We start from the raw sequence: 15,120 nt of genomic DNA, 5'->3' as shown, positions 1-15,120 counted from the left end.
TTTAATTGATGAGTTATTTGAAATTACACGTATGAATTATGGCATGCTAAAGCTGGATAAAAAGCCGATTGATATAAGTGAACTACTTATACAGTTAGATGAGGAATTGTATCCTTTATTAGAGAAACATCATTTACAAGCTAGGTTGAATATTGATCCTCATTTGCCAATTAACGGTGATGGAAAATTGTTAGCTAGAGTATTTGAAAACTTGTTAACAAATGCCGTTCGATACGGATATGATGGGCAATTTGTTGATCTGAATGGGTATATCGATAATGGAGAAGTTGTTGTACAAGTTATGAATTATGGAGACAGCATTCCAGAAGAAGATTTACCGTATCTTTTTGATATGTTTTATATAGGTGATAAATCGAGAACTGAGAACCGTGGCGGGACAGGCCTTGGACTGTTTATTGCGAAAAATATTGTTGAGCAGCATAACGGTACAATTTCTGCTGAAAGTAATGTAGTTAGAACAATGTTTGAAGTGCGATTGCCAAAAGACGAGAACTTAACAATTTAATAAAAATTTAAACTTTACCCCACTTTTTATTTTAATAGTTTTTTCTATTCTATACGTAAGTTACGTTAAGGAGGAACTAGAAATGAAAAAGTGGGTATTTATTTCTTTTTTTATAGCATGCACAGTATGTGTAGGCTTTTATATATCACCGTTATTTCAAAAGGAAATCGATGTTAAAATTGTCGGAAAAGATGAGCTAGTAAAGGCGGCAAATACCGAGAGGAAAGAGATTACGAAGGAACAAATTTATAAGGGTGATTTATTATTAGTTAATAGGGATTATCCAGTAAAAAAAGATAGTATTAGGTCTGATATTATAAATGTAAATCATAATAGTGAATTAGTGAGAGGCTACGTAATATTTGATAGAAATCTTCGTTTATCAAAGTATGTTGTAAAAAAGTTTTTGAACGTTGTCGATGCGGCTGGAAAAGATGGCGTACAGCATTTCTTAATGAGTAGTGGGTATCGAGATTTTAAAGAACAAAGTAAATTATATAAAGAAATGGGATCTGATTACGCGCTTCCAGCAGGATATAGTGAACATAATTTAGGATTATCACTAGACGTTGGATCAACGCAAAAGAAGATGGAGAAAGCGCCTGAAGGAAAATGGATCGAAGAGAACGTATGGAAGCATGGCTTTGTATTACGTTATCCGAAAAATAAAAGTAACATTACTGGAATTCAATATGAGCCATGGCATATCCGTTATGTTGGCCTACCTCATAGCGCAATTATGCAAAAAAAGAATTTCACACTAGAGGAATATTTAGAGTTTTTAAAAGAGGAAAAAGGGATTTCAACTGAAGTAGAAGGTAAGAAATATACTGTTTCTTATTATAAAGTTTCTGAGAATATGAAAGTGAACATTCCGACAAACAAGCAGTATGAAATTTCGGGGAATAATATGGATGGGGTTATTGTGACGGTTCAGGAATAAAGAAAAAGGCTGTGCCATTTGGAACAGCTTTTTTTATATAAGAAAGGAATTGACGTTTCTTGTCGGTAAATCGATATTCCTTGTCGAATCGTTGATATATTATAAGTTATGATAGATATAATTGAAAAATCGTTGATATATTGTAAGTTATGATAGATATATTCAAAAAATCGTTGATATAATTTCCTATACTATTACCATTTTGGAGGAGCATCTTTTTATTCACTTTCAAACATTATAACGTTATATTTACTTCTCTCTTTTTTTGTGTTACGCTAAACGTGTGAAAGACATATAAAATGAAATTTTAATGTAAGCGTATTCTTATGGCTTCTTATAGAAAAGGGTGGAAGTACAATGACAGAACGATTCGTACTACGTAATGTGAAACGTGTGAACGGGGAAGAGATTGACATTGTAATTGAAAATAACAAAATCGCACAGGTGACGAAAGCTGGTACTGGCGAGGGTGGAAAGGTTCTTGATTACTCAGGTACTTACGTATCGAGTGGCTGGATTGATTTACACGTTCACGCTTTTCCAGAGTTTAATCCGTATGGCGATGAGGTGGATGAAATTGGCGTTAAGCAAGGGGTAACGACAATTGTTGATGCGGGTAGCTGCGGAGCTGATCGCATTGCAGATTTAGTAAAAAGTAGAGAGCAGGCAAAAACGAATTTATTTGCCTTTTTAAATATTTCTCGCATCGGTTTGAAACGAATTGATGAACTATCCAATATGGAATGGATAGATAAAGAGAAAGTAATAGAAGCAGTAGAAAAGTATAAAGATGTAATCGTTGGGTTAAAGGCGAGAATGAGTAAAAGTGTCGTTTGTGATAGTGGGATTGAACCGCTTCGTGTTGCACGCTCTTTATCTCGTGAAACATCATTACCGATTATGGTACATATCGGTTCAGCGCCTCCTCGCATAGAGGAAGTTGTACCTCTTTTAGAAAAAGATGATGTGATTACACATTACTTAAACGGGAAAGAAAATAATTTATTCGATGAAGAAGGCAAACCGCTACCTGTATTACTAGATGCAGTGAATCGCGGCGTTCATTTAGATGTTGGTCACGGTAATGCTAGTTTTTCTTTTAAAGTAGCAGAAGCGGCGAAGCGTCATGGTATTGCCTTTAATACAATTAGTACAGATATTTACCGAAAGAATCGTATACACGGTCCCGTGTATAGTATGGCTCACGTTCTTTCGAAATTCCTTTACTTAGGATATCCGCTAGAAGAGGTAATTGATGCGGTGACGAAACATGCGGCAGAGTGGCTGAAAAAACCAGAGCTTGGCCGTATTCAAGAAGGCGATATTGCAAACTTAACTTTATTTACGGTGAAAGATGAGAAGGTTACGTTAATTGATTCAGAAGGGGATCAGCGCATTGCTGAAAGAAGAATTGATACGAAAGGGGTTGTAATCAATGGGTCATTCATTGAATGCTAAGTATGGATTAAAAAGAGTAATTAATGCGAGCGGTAGAATGAGTATTTTAGGTGTATCCGCTCCTACAGATACAGTGATGGATGCGATGAAACATGGTGGACAAAATTATGTGGAAATTGCAGATTTAGTAGATAAAGCAGGAGACCATATTGCGAGAATTCTAGATTCAGAGGCAGCGGTCGTTGTGAATTCAGCATCGAGCGGAATTGCACTTTCTATCGCTGGTATCGTTACAGAAGGAAATCGCCGTAAAAGTGAAAGACTTCATCAAGAAGTAATCGCGAAAAACGAAGTGATTATGTTAAAAGGTCATAACGTTCAATACGGTGCTCCTGTTGAAACGATGATTTATTTAGGCGGCGGTAAACTTGTAGAAGTTGGCTATGCAAATGAAGGGAAAGCAGAGCATATTGAAGAGGCAATTGGTGAAAATACAGCAGCGATTCTGTATGTGAAATCACATCATGCAGTGCAAAAAAATATGATTTCTGTTGAAGAAGCATGGGAAGTTGCGCAGCGAAATAATGTACCGCTTATCGTTGATGCAGCAGCTGAAGAAGACATTCAAAAGTATGTGAAGTATTCAGACCTTGCCATTTATAGTGGTTCAAAGGCAATTGAAGGACCTACTTCTGGTATTGTTGGCGGTAAACGAAAATATATCGAATGGCTGAAAGTGCAGTTACATTGCATCGGAAGAAGCATGAAAGTTGGGAAAGAAACAACTTTTGGTTTACTTCAAGCACTTGATGAGTACGGAGTAAAAGAAGATAAGAGCGAGCAAGAAAAAGATTTGTTACAAGTACTTATGCCGCTAAAAGAATTAAAAGGTGTAAATGTAACGATCGTTCAAGATGAAGCGGGAAGAGCAATCTTTAGAGCACGTATTCATATTAACGAAAAAGAGTTAAATAAATCGGCAAAAGGCGTTGTGACAGCATTACGCGAAGGGGAAATCGCAATCTATACACGTGATTACGGAGTAAGACAAGGATTCTTTGATATTGATCCACGTCCACTTCAAGGTGATGACATACATGTGATTGAAGAAAAATTGAGAGAAATTGTAGGGGGAAACTAAAATGACAAACATTCAAAAACGTTTTTATAAAGGCCGCGTAGCATTAAATGTATTAGCGAACAATATCCGAAATGCGAAAGATATTTTTGAAGCAGCAGAAGGGTATGTAGTAGTGGGGGTATTATCAAAAGACTACCCAACAGTAGAAGAAGCCGTTACAGCGATGAAAGCATACGGAAAAGAAATTGATGACGCTGTATCAATCGGACTAGGAGCAGGAGATAATCGCCAAGCGGCAGTTGTAGCTGAGATTGCGAAGCATTATCCTGGCAGCCATATTAACCAAGTGTTCCCTTCAGTTGGAGCGACACGTGCAAATCTTGGCGAAAAAGATAGCTGGATTAATAGTTTAGTATCGCCAACAGGAAAAGTAGGTTACGTAAATATTTCTACTGGTCCAATTAGCGCAGCTGGAGAAGAAAAAGCAATCGTTCCAATTAAAACAGCAATTGCACTTGTACGTGATATGGGCGGAAATTCATTGAAATACTTCCCAATGAAAGGTTTAGCTCATGAGGAAGAATATCGCGCAGTTGCGAAGGCTTGTGCAGAAGAAGGATTTGCATTAGAGCCAACAGGCGGAATTGATAAAGAAAACTTCGAAACAATTGTACGTATTGCGCTTGAAGCAAACGTAGAGCAAGTTATCCCGCACGTGTACTCTTCTATTATTGATAAAGAAACTGGTAACACGAAAGTAGAAGATGTTCGTGAATTATTAGCAGTCGTGAAAAAGTTAGTTGATCAATATGCGTAAGAAAATTGCAGCATTTGGTGAAGTAATGATGCGCCTGCAAGTACCAGGATATGAATTGTTGTCGCAAGCTAACACATTAAATTACTCATTTTCTGGTACAGGTGTGAACGTTGCAGCAGCACTTTCTCATCTCGGTCATGAAGGCTTTCTTATTTCAACTTTACCGGAAAATTCTGTTGGGGATGCTGCAGTATCACATATTCAAAAGTTAGGCATTCAGGCACCGTTTATTTCAAGAAGCGGTAAATATGTCGGCATGTACTTTTTAGAAAATGGATTTGGCGCACGGGCAAGTCGCGTTACATATTCGAATCGATTAGAAAGTAGTTTCAATACGGCATGTGAAGACATGTATCAATTTGAAGAAATCGCAAAGGAAATTGATATTGTTCATTTTTGCGGAATTACACTTGCGATGAATGATACGGTGCGCCATCATATGAAATCTTTAGCGAAAGCAGTGAAAGAAAGCGCAGGCACTGTCGTCTTTGATTGCAACTATCGTCCATCTCTTTGGGGAGAAGATGGGTATGAGCAGGCGAAACCACATTATGAAGAAATGCTGGCTCTTGCTGATATTGTTATGATGAATGAAAAAGATGCAATGTTCGTTCTTGGAATGAAAACAGAGGAGACGGAGCGAGAAGCACAACTTATTGATCTTATTCCAAAGGTGGCTGAAACATATCATATCGCTACAATCGCTGGTACACATCGCTCTATTAATAGTGATAATACACACTCGCTTCGCGGATTTATATGTAAAGATGGTGCGTTCACTTTTGCAAAAACACTTACGTTTTCTGTATATGATAGAATAGGTGCTGGAGATGCTTATACGAGCGGGATTATTCATGGCGAGATAAAAGAGTTTGCACCAGAGAAAGCTGTTTCATTTGCGTCAGCAGCTGGAATGCTTGCACATACAATCGTCGGTGATACGCCAATGTCATCAGAGAAGGATATACTTCGGGCAATGACGGCATCAGTAGGTGATGTAGAAAGGTAGTGGGTGTAACGGTGAACGTAACGAGGAAAAAAGGACCATTATATTTACAAATAAAAAATATTATTCGTGATCGAATATTGCATGGTGTATATGCGATTCATACGAATATTCCTTCCGAACCGCAGTTAGAAGAAGAGTTCAAAGTGAGCAAAATTACAGTGCGTAATGCAATTAAAGAACTCGCTCAAGAAGGATATTTAGAAAAGAAAAGCGGTAAAGGAACGAAAGTTATCCGTAATACTTCTGCGACGAAGTTGTCAAAAGGTAAGAAATTTACAGAAGTGTTAGTGGAAGAAGGATATAAAGTACAAAAGAAATTGCTAAAAGCAGAAATCGTTCATAATGAAGAAGGAACGGTGCCATTTCGATTATTCGGCAAGGAGAGTTTTCGTATTGAACGTTTATATACGTTAAATGATGCACCTTACATTCATTATACGCACTATTTCTCAGCAGGAATGGCAAGTACAGATTTATCGGACTTTGACTTGCAATCGCTTTATGATTTAGTTGAAGACCGAGGCATTCACTTAGAAAACTTCAGAGATGAATTCGCTGTTGGACTCGCGCCTAGTTTCGTTGCAGAAGCGCTAGGTGAAAAAGAGGGGACAGCGTTATTAAAACGTATGCGCTATTCTTATGATGAAGTTGGCGAAGTAATTGAATATAGCGAAGGCTACTACAATACAGAAATGCAGCATTATGTAGTGAATTATGACGTATAAAAAGAGGGGATGTTCCCTCTTTTTTTATAAAGTAAAACTTTAATTAGTGGAGGAGGGCATCACCCACTAATTATTAGCCCACACCAATCGGGATAAAAGTAAGGAGAATGAGAGATGGATATATACTTATTAATCGTCACGTTACTTGCGATCACAATTGTTATTTTAGGGGTATCATGGTGGAAATGGCATGCATTTATTAGTTTAACAGTTGCGAGTTTATTTTTAGCTATTATGTCTGGACTGAACTTAACGAAAATAGTGACTGCCTATGAAACTGGTGTTGGTAGTGTACTAGGGCATCTAGTTGGTATTTTAGCCCTCGGAACAATTTTAGGAAAAATGATGTCCGATTCAGGGGCGGGCATGCAAGTGGCAGACTTCTTTATTCGATTTTTCGGTGTGAAGAAACTACCTTGGGCTATGTTATTTGCAGGTTTTGTTATAGGGATTCCAGTGTTTTTTGAAGTGGGGATCGTCATATTATTACCACTTGTTATTTCGATTCGAAAAACGACGAAGCAAAATATATTATTAATTGCGTTACCTGTTATTGCTGGATTATCTATTGTGCACGGGCTTGTGCCACCACATCCAGGGGCGATGACAGCAATCGGTATTTATAACGCGAACTTAGGAAAGGTACTTTTATATTCATTACTTATCGCGTTACCTGCAGCCATTATCGCAGGACCGATATTTGCAAAGTGGGTACATAAAAGGGTTATACCCGAAAATGAACCAGAGCTTGTTCGAGTTACGACTGTATCAAAAGATTTACCAAGTCGTAAAGTTTCATTTTTTATTATTTTATTACCAGTTGTATTGATGATTTTATCAGTAGTGGCACCATATATTTCATTACCGAAAAAGATAACTGAATTTTTAGTATTTATAGGAAGCCCAGTAATTGCTTTACTTATTTCATGTTTCGCAGCATTTTATTTACTTGGAATAAGACAAGGAATTAATAAAAAGATGATTAAAAAGTTAACGGATGAAAGTTTACTACCAGTCGGTTCCATTATTTTAATTATTGGTGCAGGCGGTGGGTTTAAACAAATATTAATTGAAAGCGGCGTTGGAACAGCGATTGCGCAAATGGCAGAACATATATCGTTATCACCGATCGTCTTAGCTTTCATGGTAGCTGGATTAATTCGAATTGCAACAGGTTCAGCTACGGTAGCATTAACGACGGCAGCAGGAATTGTTTCACCAGTTATTCAGCACATGTCAGGTGTAAATTTAGAATTGCTCGTTATAGCAACAGGTGCGGGATCATTAATGTTTTCTCACGTAAATGATGCAGGATTCTGGCTTGTAAAAGAGTATTTAGGATTAACGGTGAAGGAAACGTTTAAAACGTGGACGGTACTTGAGACATTGTTATCATTTATTGCATTTGGTTTTGCACTTTTATTAAATATGTTTATTTAGAAGATACCTTAATTGGTATCTTTTTTTGATGAAGCCCATTTCCGAAAACAAGCCCGTTTTTAAGAAAGCCAAGCTTCCTATTCGCCCTGAAAACATACTATAAATGGAATCCCCTCATTTAGAGCAAGGTGAACTTGTTATGAATGATACTAAAGGAGGAATAGAGTAATGAGCGAAAAGTGTGAACACAGACATGATGATTGTAACCGCAGACATGGGTGCGGAGGCGGTTTTGCGCTTCTAATCGTATTGTTTATTTTATTAATTATCATCGGTGCTAGTTGCTTCGGCGGAGGCGGCGGTTGTGGTTATGGTGGTTACGGCGGTTATGCTGGTGGCTACGGCGGATATTGCTGCTAATTATTAAAAACTATTGAAAATGGCCTTGTGCAATATGCACAAGGCCATTTTATTCATATTTTTATATGCTGTGATAATTTATTAATGTACAGAGAACGGATTAAGAAGAAGAAAATAATCTCAATAATCCCGAAAAAGGTGAGTACGATACATGTCTCTTTTAGTAATGAGAAAGAAAACATGCTTTGTAAAAACTTAACCGCAAATAACGTGTGAACACCAGCAACGATGTAAGGAACGAAAAATAAAATTCCTAATTGAATCGTTGCAGAGCGAAACATTTCTGATTCAGTTAAGCCAAGCTTTGTAATCGTAATATACTTTTGTCTTTCAGTTGTTAAGTCATTATACATACGGAAGTATAAAACACTAGCCGCACCGATAAAGAAAATAAAGCCGAGAAATGCCCAAATAAAGAATTGAGCAACTGCATTTCCTTTACCGTAAATGAGTTCATCCGTAGCCGTGTGTATGAAGAAAGGAACTTGAGCGTTCTCTTCTGTATGCTTTTCGTAGAACTCACGCGCATCGCCACTAATAACACGTAACATATTTTTGGTTGGAACTATTGCATTTTCCCAGTTTTCTACGAAGTAGTTATAGATTACAGTTGTTTCAATATGAGGAATCATATTATCAAATACATAATCTTGTACGACAACTAAATGTGGGAATGCAAAGGATGGTTCGATTCCCTTATTAATAAACCCTTTAATATGAAATTCTTTTTTATTAGACCCGAGTGTAATCGTATTTTGCTTTGCAAATGGATTAGATACGAGATCGAGAAGTTCTGGTGAGTGCCGAGAAATAATATAAACTTCTGTAGAATCGATTGTTATTTCCGGTCTTTTCAATTGTTTAGCAATTGCGTTATAATCACTCATCTTCATAAGCATAATATCTTCTTTGGAAGCTGTATCTTTTAATACTGTAAACTTATATTTTTTGTAAAGAAAATTATTAGTTGTAAGCTCCGTTTCAATTGTAGAAATATGCTTTTGTTCAAGGGAATTGTCACCTTCTGATGTATACGTGAAGGGAACGGGATATCGCTCTAATACTGATGCCTTCGTATTGTTATTAGCGGCGAATAATCCAATAATAATCGTAAATGCAAGTGCAGATAGCATAGAAACAATAAAGAGTACATTAATATTACTGCGTGTACGAGAAACTAAATCTGAAATCCATAACATATTTATTTGTTTCAAATAAAACTTTCTGCGCTTCTTTAAAATATAGATGAAAAGAAGGAATGTTTGTGAAAAGAATAAATATGTCCCGACTATTACGAGCGGTAAAATAGATAACATAATAAAAAAGACAGATCCATTTTGCACATTTTTTTCCGTTACGTAGCCTCGCGGATAACCAGCGATATAATAGCATAGCCCTAAACAAATTAAAGCGAATAAAGAGATGAGTATAGATGGTCTTTTTTCAGCTGGCATTTTCTTGTTCCCTTTAATGAGGTGGGCTGTTTTTCGAGTACGAATAAACATTGGTGTAAACGTAGAAACGATTAAAAATAAAATGATAAACGTTACGGTTGTAACGATAATCGCTTCTGTTGGCCAATATAAATAGAGACCTTTCGCACTTGTTAATTTCGAAGTGACTAATAAGAAAAAGTTAGAAAATACAAGTCCACCTTGAATGCCGATAAAGATAGACAATATCCCGATGATCATATTTTCAGTAAATAACAGTCTCTTTAATTGTCTCTGTGAGATACCGAGAATGGTGAGTATCCCGAATTGCTGTTTCCGTACATTTAAAAATGTTCCAATTGAATATAAGAGAAAGAAGAACGAGAACATAACAATCACAAGCTGTGCTGTACTAGCTAAGTTCATTAGAGGATCACGTTCTTGGAAACTTTGTACACTTTGTAACCGCGGGTGATACGCGTATACAGTAAATGAAAAGAAAACCATGATAGAAAACGCACTACTTACAAAGTAGGCGAAATATGCTTTCGAATTACGCGAGACATTTTTAAATGCGAATTGCCAAAATGTCATCCACGTCTTCCTCCTAATAACGCTAGAACATCTAATATTTCTTGATAAAATTTCTCGCGATATAATCCGCGGTGCAGTTCATTGTAAAGTTCGCCATCTTTAATAAAAATAACACGGTTACAATAACTTGCTGCAAACGGATCGTGCGTAACCATTAAAATCGTTGCATCTTCTTCTTTATTTAATTTCGTAAATAACTCCATTACGTCAATTGCCGCTTTTGAATCTAAGTTTCCTGTCGGTTCATCGGCTAGTAGAAGTGAAGGATGATGAATAACAGCACGTGCTACTGCGGTACGCTGTGCTTGTCCTCCAGAAACTTCAAAAATACGCTTGTCCAAAATATGATCAATTCCAAGCTTTTTTGAAATGTTATCAAGCTTTTCATCCATTTCTTTTAATGGAACATTATCTAATGTTAAAGGTAGTACGATATTTTCACCGATTGTTAGTGTATCTAGTAAGTTAAAGTTTTGGAAAACAAATCCTAACTCTTGTCTTCGGAAAATAGCTAACTTCTCTCTACGAAATGTGTGCGGTTTTTTTCCGTTAATCACGACATCACCAGAAGTCGGAGAATCGATTGTAGAGATAACGTTTAAAAATGTAGATTTTCCGCTACCAGATGGTCCCATAATGGCAACGAATTCCCCTTTATCCACGTGTAAATTTATATTTTTTAAAGCAGTATGAGGGACTTTTCCCTCATATACTTTTGAGACGTTTTTTATGTGTAATACTTCTTCCATAGTAATCACCTTTCTACTTTTTAAAACTTAATGTGTTGTGATAATTTTTGCATATAAAAGGAACGAATTAAAAGGAAAAATAAAATTTCAACTGTTCCAAAAATCAACAGTACGACTGTAATTTCAGCGAAGAACGAGAGATGTAATATTTCTTGTAGCATCTTTGTCGCAAACATCGTATGGATTGATGCCATAATGTAAGGTACGAAGAAAAGAATCGCAAGCTGAATTGTCGCTGAACGTTTCATTTCAGTCTCAGTTAAGCCGATTTTCGTAATCGTTATATATTTTTCTTGCTCATTTGTTAAATCTGTATACATCCGGAAGTAAAGAACACTGCCAGCACCGATAAAGAAAATAACTCCTAGGAAAGTACCAATTAAGAAGAACGAAGCGACATTTAGTTTTGTCTTATATAGAGAATCGCTCGCTTCACTTGCATGGAAAGGTGGATGCTCTGCTTGAATTGCTGCATTATCGTTATGGATTTTTGTTATAAACGATGAACCGATATTATGTGCTTTTTCCCAATCTGTAACTTTGAAGCTATATACACTCATTTGTTTGGAAACTGTGGATAAGGCTTCTACATTTTCATCAGATAGTATGAGTAATTGGTATATTAAGCTGTTTGGGAATGGGCTATAACTTTTATATTCTTTCACCTGTAGTTGTAAATTGTTTTGAGTAAGTGTAAGAGTATTTTTCTGTTCTTTATTATGGAGCGTTCCAATAACTTGATCATCTAAGTCTTTCATAAGAATATAAGATTCATTCTTATTTACCGTGAGCGTTTCCCAATTTAAAGCCTTAGCAAGTACATTATAGTCACTTTGTTTAATGGCATAATAGAGCTGCGTGTTATCTTCAGCCGAAGATACTTCATATATATCCGTTTTAAATTTTGTATAAGTAAAGTGCTCTTCATTAAATTTCTGCTCTAACCAGTTTAAATGTTCATCAGCTAACGTATTTTCAGTATGTGATAAATAAGTAAACGGGAAAGGGTTTTGTCTAATCGCATCAAACTTTGTAAATTTCCCGAATCCATATAAGAATGTAATCATTGTAAAAGCGAGCGTCGATAGCATCGCTACAATAAAGAGCATGTTAATGTTTGTCCGAATACGTGATGCTAGATCGGAAATCCAAAGCATATTAATTCGTTTCATATAAAACTTTCTTCGTGTTTTTAAAATACGAATAAGTAAAAAACTAATTTGTGAAAAGAAAAAGTATGTTCCAGCTGCAATAAGCGATGGGATGACAAATATACTAGAGACGGCATATAAAAGTCCAATTATGTCACCTAGCGACATAAAATACAGCGGATTTGCGGCTAACGCATATCCACATATTAAACAGATCGCACCAAATAGAGAGATGAGCACGGATGCTTTTCTTTCTTTTTGTTGTTTTCCTTCTTTTAAAAGACGTACGGCTTTTCTCGTGCGAATGAGCATCGGTGTAAAAGATGATACGAGAATGAAGAGCCCGAGAAAGATGATGATAGTTAAAACGATAGCACTTGTAGGCGGATATAAATATAAACCAGGTACGTGTGTAATTTTGGCGGTAACTAACAAAAAGAACTGTGAAAAGACAAGTCCAAGTTGAATGCCAAAAAATATAGAAAGAGCACCAATTAACATATTTTCTATAAATATGAGTCGCTTTAATTGTTTTTGAGATATGCCAAGTACTGTTAAAATCCCGAACTGTTTTTTTCGTACTTTTAAAAACGTCCCGATTGAATACAGTAAAAAGAAAAATGAAAAGAACACAATGACAACTTCTGAAATTGTCATTAATATGTTCAGAGAAAAATTTACGTCTGTCATATGCAATTTAGGATGAAATAAATAAACTGCAAATGAGAAAAAGATTGCGATGGAGAACGCACTGCTTACAAAATAGGCGAAATAAGCTCTGGCGTTTCTTGTGACGTTTTTAAATGCAAACTGCCAAAATGTCATTCACCTAAACCTCCTAATAGGGTGAAGATGAAAAGAGTATGAGAGATACTCTTTTCATCAAGTTTGTTTTAAATATTTTGTCCACTCGTGTAATGTGATAATTTTTGCATATAAAGTGAACGAATGAATAAGAAAAATATGATTTCAACGAATCCAAAAATAATAAGAACGGCTGAAACTTCTTTGAACAAAGACAGACCAATTACATCTTGTAGCATTTTTGTTGCGAACATTGTATGAATGGATGCCATAATGTACGGAATGAAAAATAAAATACTAAGTTGAATGGTTGCAGATCGTTTCATCTCTGTATCTGTTACACCGATTTTAGAAATCGTTATATATTTCTCTTGTTCGTTCGTCAAATCCGTATACATTCTAAAGTAAAGAACGCTACCAGCTCCAATGAAGAAAATAACTCCTAAAAATGTCCCGATTAGGAAGTACGCGGCACTACCTGATGTTATTTTGTATAACGATCCCGCTGATTCAAAGGAGCGAATAAGAGGCCCTTCATACTGGTATTTATTTCGATCTTTTTGTACCTTTTCTATAAAATTATCAGCAATTTCATATGTCTGTTCCCAGTTTTGAATTTTGTAATTGTATGCTGATATATGTTTTACGGTGTTAGGTAAGTTATTTACGATAACATCAGGCAACACTATCGTTTGATATGAAAAGTCAGATGGGATTGCGTTTACATGCTCATAGCCTTTAACTCTTAATTTCGTATTTGTACTAGAGAGTGTAATGTAATCCCTATTGTAGCTTTGCTCAAATTCGTTGAATATGGTGATATAAGATGTCCCTGTTAGCACATATGCTTCGTTATCATCCATAAATAGTTGTTTCATTCGTAAAGAATTCGCAAGTTTGTTATAGTCACTTTGCTTAATTGCGTATACGTCATTATAAATAGCTATATCTTTATCTTCTTTTAGTGGTGTTTCATATATATCAGCTTTTATTTTTTGATAAGGGAAATGCTCTTTTTGTAATTGTTGCTCAAGCCAATTTAAATGCTCTGTAACAAAAGGGTTCGCATCATAAGAGAAATAAGAAATTGGGAAAGGGGAAGTTCTATTCACCTCTAGCTTAATAAATTTCCCGAATCCATATAGGAACGTGATCATTGTGAAAGCAATTGTAGAGAGCATCGCTACAATAAAAAGCATATTAATATTCGTCCGAATACGGTTTGCTAAATCTGAAATCCAAAGCATATTAATCCGTTTCATATAAAATCTTCTTCTTTTCTTTAAAATATAAATCAGTAAGAAACTAATTTGAGAAAAGAAAAAATATGTTCCGATTGTAACTAGCATTGGGATAACGAAAATACTCGAAACCATATATATAACACCGATTTGCGGGCTTACTGATACGAAATATTTAGGATTTCCAGCTAACGTATAACCACCAAATAAACAAATCGCACCAAATAATGAAACAAGTACGGATGGTTTTCTTTCTTTTTGTTTTCCACCATTTGTTTTTAAAAGGTGTACCGCTTTTTTTGTACGAATAAGCATTGGTGTGAATGCAGATACAATGATAAAAAGACTAAGGAAAACAATGGTTGTTAAAATAAACGCGTTAGTAGGACCGTATAAATATATTCCTGGAACATGCGTAAGTTTGGCTGTTACTAATAAGAAAAATTGAGAAAAAACAACTCCAAACTGCATGCCGAAAAAGATAGATAAAATCCCGATTAACATATTCTCCATAAAAACAAGACGATGTAATTGTTTTCTCGATATTCCTAAAATGGTCAAAACACCAAATTGTTTTTTTCTAACTTTTAAAAAAGTACCAATGGAATATAGTAAAAAGAAGAAAGAGAAAAATACAATTACTACTTCTGAAAATATCATTAATCCTGAAATTTCAGAGGTCATGTCAAAGTTTTGTAATTTCGGATGGAATAAGTAAACAGCAAACGAAAAGAACACAGCAATGGAAAAGGAACTACTTACAAAGTAAGCAAAATAAGCTCTCGAGTTGCGCGTGACGTTTTTAAATGCAAATTGCCAAAATGTCATAGATTATACCTCCGGCTAGAA

At 35.7% G+C, this 15,120-nt stretch carries 13 protein-coding genes; 9 read left to right on the top strand and 4 right to left on the bottom strand.

Annotated features, from left to right (window positions below; genetic code table 11):
* From HMPREF2590_RS27600 to HMPREF2590_RS27560, 9 genes are all read left to right on the top strand, one after another.
* Positions 1 to 526: sensor histidine kinase (locus tag HMPREF2590_RS27600; RefSeq protein WP_141763559.1), on the top strand; the 526-nt coding region annotated here is incomplete at its 5' end.
* 82 nt (positions 527 to 608) lie between these two features.
* A complete protein-coding gene (locus tag HMPREF2590_RS27595) occupies positions 609 to 1,469 on the top strand; it encodes a D-Ala-D-Ala carboxypeptidase VanY (RefSeq protein WP_000759396.1) in 861 nt (286 codons plus the stop codon).
* Between the two features lie 357 nt (positions 1,470 to 1,826).
* Positions 1,827 to 2,927, top strand: a complete 1,101-nt coding sequence (locus HMPREF2590_RS27590) for an amidohydrolase/deacetylase family metallohydrolase (RefSeq protein WP_050822151.1) — start codon at positions 1,827 to 1,829, stop codon at positions 2,925 to 2,927.
* The gene (locus tag HMPREF2590_RS27585; protein WP_050822150.1) at positions 2,905 to 4,008 is read left to right on the top strand and encodes a DgaE family pyridoxal phosphate-dependent ammonia lyase; all 1,104 of its coding nucleotides are present in this window, start codon (positions 2,905 to 2,907) and stop codon (positions 4,006 to 4,008) included. Before HMPREF2590_RS27590 ends, HMPREF2590_RS27585 begins: the two co-directional genes overlap by 23 nt.
* 1 nt (position 4,009) lies before the next feature.
* Positions 4,010 to 4,765, top strand: a complete 756-nt coding sequence (gene dagF / locus HMPREF2590_RS27580; protein ID WP_000181935.1) for a 2-dehydro-3-deoxy-phosphogluconate aldolase — start codon at positions 4,010 to 4,012, stop codon at positions 4,763 to 4,765.
* Positions 4,758 to 5,774: a sugar kinase gene (locus tag HMPREF2590_RS27575; RefSeq protein ID WP_050822149.1), complete on the top strand. Its 1,017-nt coding sequence runs from the start codon at positions 4,758 to 4,760 to the stop codon at positions 5,772 to 5,774. The genes dagF and HMPREF2590_RS27575 overlap by 8 nt, the downstream gene beginning before the upstream one ends.
* The gene (locus tag HMPREF2590_RS27570) at positions 5,774 to 6,499 is read left to right on the top strand and encodes a GntR family transcriptional regulator (protein ID WP_000539261.1); all 726 of its coding nucleotides are present in this window, start codon (positions 5,774 to 5,776) and stop codon (positions 6,497 to 6,499) included. The genes HMPREF2590_RS27575 and HMPREF2590_RS27570 overlap by 1 nt, the downstream gene beginning before the upstream one ends.
* 114 nt (positions 6,500 to 6,613) lie before the next feature.
* Positions 6,614 to 7,939, top strand: coding sequence for a gluconate permease GntP (gene gntP, locus HMPREF2590_RS27565; RefSeq protein ID WP_050822148.1), 1,326 nt, complete (start codon positions 6,614 to 6,616; stop codon positions 7,937 to 7,939).
* 168 nt (positions 7,940 to 8,107) lie between these two features.
* Positions 8,108 to 8,299 carry a YjcZ family sporulation protein gene (locus HMPREF2590_RS27560; protein WP_001290392.1) on the top strand — a complete coding sequence of 64 codons (192 nt, stop codon included), beginning with the start codon at positions 8,108 to 8,110 and terminating at the stop codon, positions 8,297 to 8,299.
* Positions 8,300 to 8,352: 53 nt separating this feature from the next.
* Here HMPREF2590_RS27560 and HMPREF2590_RS27555 read toward each other — a convergent pair whose 3' ends face one another.
* From HMPREF2590_RS27555 to HMPREF2590_RS27540, 4 genes are all read right to left on the bottom strand, one after another.
* Complete coding sequence (locus tag HMPREF2590_RS27555) at positions 8,353 to 10,326, bottom strand: FtsX-like permease family protein (protein ID WP_050822147.1); 1,974 nt, start codon at positions 10,324 to 10,326, stop codon at positions 8,353 to 8,355.
* Positions 10,323 to 11,075: an ABC transporter ATP-binding protein gene (locus HMPREF2590_RS27550; protein WP_000393250.1), complete on the bottom strand. Its 753-nt coding sequence runs from the start codon at positions 11,073 to 11,075 to the stop codon at positions 10,323 to 10,325. Before HMPREF2590_RS27550 ends, HMPREF2590_RS27555 begins: the two co-directional genes overlap by 4 nt.
* A gap of 20 nt (positions 11,076 to 11,095) precedes the next feature.
* Complete coding sequence (locus HMPREF2590_RS27545; protein ID WP_050822146.1) at positions 11,096 to 13,051, bottom strand: ABC transporter permease; 1,956 nt, start codon at positions 13,049 to 13,051, stop codon at positions 11,096 to 11,098.
* A 68-nt stretch (positions 13,052 to 13,119) separates the two neighbouring features.
* Complete coding sequence (locus tag HMPREF2590_RS27540; RefSeq protein ID WP_000145057.1) at positions 13,120 to 15,099, bottom strand: ABC transporter permease; 1,980 nt, start codon at positions 15,097 to 15,099, stop codon at positions 13,120 to 13,122.
* Positions 15,100 to 15,120: the final 21 nt, after the last annotated feature.

Origin of the sequence: Bacillus sp. HMSC036E02, assembly GCF_001836235.1 — a bacterium.
GTDB lineage: Bacteria > Bacillota > Bacilli > Bacillales > Bacillaceae_G > Bacillus_A > Bacillus_A cereus.
The sequence above is the reverse complement of the archived record's forward strand: the minus strand, read 5'-3'. Positions and strand labels throughout refer to the sequence as shown.

What these genes read in the sequence shown, in the direction of transcription:
- HMPREF2590_RS27595 (WP_000759396.1), top strand. Translation starts at nt 609, where the DNA reads ATGAAAAAGTGGGTATTTATTTCTTTTTTTATAGCATGCACAGTATGT.
- HMPREF2590_RS27590 (WP_050822151.1), top strand. Translation starts at nt 1,827, where the DNA reads ATGACAGAACGATTCGTACTACGTAATGTGAAACGTGTGAACGGGGAA.
- HMPREF2590_RS27585 (WP_050822150.1), top strand. Translation starts at nt 2,905, where the DNA reads ATGGGTCATTCATTGAATGCTAAGTATGGATTAAAAAGAGTAATTAAT.
- dagF (WP_000181935.1), top strand. Translation starts at nt 4,010, where the DNA reads ATGACAAACATTCAAAAACGTTTTTATAAAGGCCGCGTAGCATTAAAT.
- HMPREF2590_RS27575 (WP_050822149.1), top strand. Translation starts at nt 4,758, where the DNA reads ATGCGTAAGAAAATTGCAGCATTTGGTGAAGTAATGATGCGCCTGCAA.
- gntP (WP_050822148.1), top strand. Translation starts at nt 6,614, where the DNA reads ATGGATATATACTTATTAATCGTCACGTTACTTGCGATCACAATTGTT.
- HMPREF2590_RS27560 (WP_001290392.1), top strand. Translation starts at nt 8,108, where the DNA reads ATGAGCGAAAAGTGTGAACACAGACATGATGATTGTAACCGCAGACAT.
- HMPREF2590_RS27555 (WP_050822147.1), bottom strand. Translation starts at nt 10,326, where the DNA reads ATGACATTTTGGCAATTCGCATTTAAAAATGTCTCGCGTAATTCGAAA.
- HMPREF2590_RS27550 (WP_000393250.1), bottom strand. Translation starts at nt 11,075, where the DNA reads ATGGAAGAAGTATTACACATAAAAAACGTCTCAAAAGTATATGAGGGA.
- HMPREF2590_RS27545 (WP_050822146.1), bottom strand. Translation starts at nt 13,051, where the DNA reads ATGACATTTTGGCAGTTTGCATTTAAAAACGTCACAAGAAACGCCAGA.
- HMPREF2590_RS27540 (WP_000145057.1), bottom strand. Translation starts at nt 15,099, where the DNA reads ATGACATTTTGGCAATTTGCATTTAAAAACGTCACGCGCAACTCGAGA.